This window comes from Kocuria rhizosphaerae, from assembly GCF_044462265.1.
Taxonomy (GTDB): domain Bacteria; phylum Actinomycetota; class Actinomycetes; order Actinomycetales; family Micrococcaceae; genus Kocuria; species Kocuria rhizosphaerae.
Map to the genome: position 1 here is coordinate 1 of NZ_JBISWL010000092.1, position 4223 is coordinate 4223.

The 4223-nt window shown below is 72.6% G+C and carries 4 protein-coding genes; all 4 read left to right on the plus strand.

Going from position 1 to position 4223, the window contains the following annotated elements:
• Positions 1–275: 275 nt before the first annotated feature.
• The 4 genes from tsaB to ACH9EU_RS11230 all read left to right on the plus strand — a co-directional run bounded on the left by tsaB (position 276) and on the right by ACH9EU_RS11230 (position 3913).
• Positions 276–953, plus strand: coding sequence for a tRNA (adenosine(37)-N6)-threonylcarbamoyltransferase complex dimerization subunit type 1 TsaB (tsaB, locus tag ACH9EU_RS11215; protein WP_396414014.1), 678 nt, complete (start codon positions 276–278; stop codon positions 951–953).
• A gap of 26 nt (positions 954–979) precedes the next feature.
• A complete protein-coding gene (gene rimI / locus ACH9EU_RS11220) occupies positions 980–1444 on the plus strand; it encodes a ribosomal protein S18-alanine N-acetyltransferase (protein ID WP_396414016.1) in 465 nt (154 codons plus the stop codon).
• Positions 1441–2538, plus strand: a complete 1098-nt coding sequence (gene tsaD / locus ACH9EU_RS11225) for a tRNA (adenosine(37)-N6)-threonylcarbamoyltransferase complex transferase subunit TsaD (protein ID WP_396414015.1) — start codon at positions 1441–1443, stop codon at positions 2536–2538. The genes rimI and tsaD overlap by 4 nt, the downstream gene beginning before the upstream one ends.
• Before the next feature lie 268 nt (positions 2539–2806).
• A complete protein-coding gene (locus ACH9EU_RS11230) occupies positions 2807–3913 on the plus strand; it encodes an IS110 family RNA-guided transposase (protein ID WP_396412476.1) in 1107 nt (368 codons plus the stop codon).
• Positions 3914–4223: the final 310 nt, after the last annotated feature.

The window sequence follows — 4223 nt, forward strand, 5'->3', positions numbered from 1 at the left end:
CCGACAAGGGCTCCTCCGGCTCCCGCGGCGCATCAGCGGTGGTGGTCATGCTCCATCATCCCCACCGGCTCCGACACCCTAAGACGTGAGGGGGACCACAGATGGAGGTCGTGTCCTCGCCCTCAGGCCTGGGCGAACGGGTGGTCCGTGCGGTCTTCCGCGCCCCGGGTGAAGAGGATCGCCGGATCCGGCCGCAGCGACGTGTCCCGGCGCGGCTCCGTGGACGGGACCGGTCCGGGCAGACGGGCTCCGGCGCGGGCGCCTAGACTGGTCGGGTGCTTCTCCTGTGCCTGGACTCCTCCGCCGTCGCCTCCGCCGCCCTCGTGAGCGGCGCGGGGGAGGTCCTGGGATCCTTCACCAGCCCCGATACCCGCTCGCACGCCGAGGTCCTGGCGCCGGCGGTCCAGCGCCTGCTGACCGACCGCGGCCTCGCGGCCACCGATCTCGACGGGGTGCTCGTGGGCACCGGCCCCGGTCCGTTCACGGGGCTGCGGGCCGGGATCGTCACGGCGCGGGCACTGGCCTTCGCGTGGGACGTGCCGCTGCACGGCCTCATGAGCCTCGAGGCCCTGGCGCAGGACGCGGACAGGGCGGCCCGGGGCGCCGGGCATCCGGAGTTCCTCGTGCTCACCGACGCCCGGCGCCGGGAGGTCTACTGGGCCCGCTTCGCCACCGGGCAGGACGGTCCCCGACTCGTCGGAGGGCCCGGCGTGGCCGCGGCGGAACAGCTGCCGGCGCTGCCCGCCTACGGGCGCGGCGCGGGGCTCTACGCGGATCGGCTCGCCCGACCGGTGCGGGAGTTCGGCGAGGCGCAGCCGACGGCGTCGTCGCTGGGGCTCGCCGCGGTCCGCCGGCTCGACCGGGGTGAGGCGCTGGGTGCGGACACGACCCCGTTGTACCTCCGGGAGTCCGACGCGAAGGTCCCCGGCGCCCGGAAGAGGGCCCTCGCGTGAGCGCCGCTCCCTGGACGGTGCGCCGGATGACACCCCAGGACCTGCCCCTGGTGCACGGCCTCGAGCAGCGGCTCTTCCCCCGCGACGCCTGGCCCCTCGACATGTTCGAGGCCGAGATCGCCCAGCCCGTCTGCTGGTACTGGGTGGCGGAGCAGGACGGGAGGATCATCGGCTACGCGGGACTGATGTGCATCCGGCCGGTGGGCGACGTCCAGACGCTGGCCGTGGTCCCGGAGCACGAGGGACACGGGATCGGCTCCGCCCTGCTGCGCACCCTGCACGAGAAGGCCCGGGAGCTCGGCGCCACGGAGGCCATGCTCGAGGTCCGCGCCGACAACCCTCGGGCCCAGCGGCTCTACCGCCGCTTCGGCTACGAGCACATCCACACCCGGCCCCGCTACTACCGCGACGGCGGGGACGCCCTGGTGATGCGCCTCGACCTCACCGCCGACACCGCGGCCGGCACCGACGCCACCGAGGTGAGCTCGTGACCGGCGGGCCGCTCGTGCTGGGCATCGAGTCCTCGTGCGACGAGACGGGCGTGGGCATCGTGCGGGGACGGACCCTGCTGGCCAACGTCGTGTCGTCGTCGATGGACGAGCACGTCCGCTTCGGCGGGGTGATTCCCGAGATCGCCTCCCGCGCGCACCTGGACGCGCTCGTCCCGGCGCTGCGCGAGGCCCTGGACCGGGCGGACGTGGGCCTCGACGACCTCGACGCGATCGCCGTGACCTCCGGCCCCGGACTCGCCGGCGCGCTCATGGTCGGCGTGGCCGCCGCGAAGGCTCTGGCCGTGGCCACGGGCAAACCGCTGTACGCCGTCAACCACCTGGTGGCCCACGTTGCCGTGGGCGTGCTCGAGGGCGCGGAGGGGGCAGGCTTCGAGCACGACTTCGCGGACGGGCTGCCCCGGGACCTCGGGGCGCTGCTGGTCTCCGGGGGACACACGGAGATCCTCGCCGTGGACGACCTGGGCCGTGACGTGCGTCTGCTGGGCGCCACGATCGACGACGCGGCCGGCGAGGCCTACGACAAGGTGGCCCGCGTGCTGGGCCTGACCTACCCGGGCGGCCCGGCCATCGACACGGCCGCTCGATCAGGCGATCCGGCGGCCTACCGGTTCCCGCGGGGGCTGACGGCGGGCAAGTACATGGGCTCCGCCGACCGGCCCGGCCCGCACCGCTACGACTTCTCGTTCTCCGGGCTCAAGACCGCGGTGGCCCGCGTCGTGGAGGCCCACGAGGCGGCCGGTGAGCAGGTCCCGGTCCCGGACGTCGCGGCGTCCTTCCAGGAGGCGGTGGCCGACGTCGTCACGCGCAAGGCGGTGCTCGCCTGCGCCGAGCAGGGGCTGGGAACGCTGCTGCTGGGCGGGGGCGTCGCGGCGAACTCGCGGCTGCGGGAGCTGACGGCCCAGCGCTGCGCCGCGCACGGGATCGACCTCGTCGTCCCCAAGCTGTCCCTGTGCACCGACAACGGGGCCATGGTGGCCGCGCTCGCGGCCCACGTGGTCGCGGAGGGCCGCGAGCCCTCGGGCCTGGGTTTCGCCGCGGACTCGTCCCTGCCGGTCACCACGGTATCCGTCTGACCGGCTCCGGGCAGACCGGCCCCGGCGCGCGGGGGAGCGGGCCGCCGGTGTCGCACCGGGCGGCACCGGTCCCGGAACGACGGACCGGGGACCGTGTCCCGGGCGGCGGGCCCGGGACGCGGGATCTGGCGGCGCGATCGGGCGTCGGGCTCAGACGCTATGGGTGTAGGCGGCGTCTGGGTCTTGTGGCCGGGGCCCCGCTTATGCAGAGTACGTGGATCACCCCGACCGGTCGGGGTCGGGGTGCCGACATGCATAGGAGGCCCCGGTGTTCACCGAGCGTACAAGTCTGGGACTGGATGTCCATGCCCGCAGCGTGAAGGCCTGCGCGATCGACAGCCTGACCGGCGAGATCATTCATCAGACCCTCAGCGCTGACACCGTCATGGTGGGCGAGTTCGTCGACGCTCTGGCCCGCGAGCACGGCCCCGTCCAGGTGACCTATGAGGCCGGACCGACCGGGTACGAACTCGCCCGCACCCTGATCGAGGCCGGCCACCGGGTCCAGGTCGCGGCGCCCTCGAAGCTGTTGCGGGCCTCCGGTGACAGGGTCAAGACCGACAAGAACGACGCGCTGCTGCTGGCCCGACTGGCCCGCAACGACGACATCATCGAGGTCACGATTCCCGACCGGTCCCGCGAGGTGGCACGGGACCTGGTGCGGGCCAGGGACGACGTGCGCCGGGACCTGATGAGCGCCCGTCACCGGCTGGGGAAGTTCCTCCTGCGCCACGGCCACGTCTACACCGGCGGCGAGGCGTGGAGCGGCAAGCACGAGGCCTGGATGCAGCAGATGGCCCGCCAGGACATCGCCGTGTTCGGCGAGGTCTCACGCATCGTGTTCGACGACTACCACGACGCGGTCGCCCACGCCCTGGCCCGCCGGTGCCGGTTGGACGCGCAGATCCTCCTGCTGGCCGAGGACTCCGAGTGGACCACGGTCACCCGGCGTCTGGCCTGCCTGCGGGGGATCTCGACCCTGACCGCGTTCTCTCTCGCGGTGGAGATCGGCGACTGGGACCGCTTCACGGGCCGGAACATCGCCTCATACCTGGGGCTGGTGCCCTCGGAGCACTCCTCCGGGCAAACCCGCTCCCAGGGCCAGATCACCAAGACCGGCAACGCCCACGCCAGGCGGTTGCTGATCGAGGCCGCCTGGCACCACAAGCCCCAGTACCGCCCGGGGAAGACGATGCGGGACCGGTGGGCCCTGGCACCGGCAGCCGTGGCCGAACGCGCCGATGCGGGCAACAGGCGCCTGCATCACCGCTGGAGCATGCTCAGCGAGCACAAGAAGCGTCACACGGTCGCGAACACAGCGATCGCCCGAGAGATGGCCGGCTGGTGCTGGTCGCTGGCGACCATGGACGCATGACCCACAGACCCGTTCACGGACCCGGCCACGGGAGATCTCCTGCGCGCCGCGCGCCGAGGAGACCAGCGATTCGACTGTGAGCAGTCACGAGATCCTCGTGGCCACGCTCGAGCTCAGACCAGCATCGCTCCTCGCGCCGAAACCAGCGTCATGCGGTAACCAACCCGCGGATATCAGACTGACCACGCGTCGAGACAACACGCCCGCAGAGATCACCCCAACCCCTCCATGAACGACGAAGCGGGGCACCCACCGATCAATGAGTGCCCCGCTTCACCCTGCCCTCTTGACAAGATCGACTACATATCAG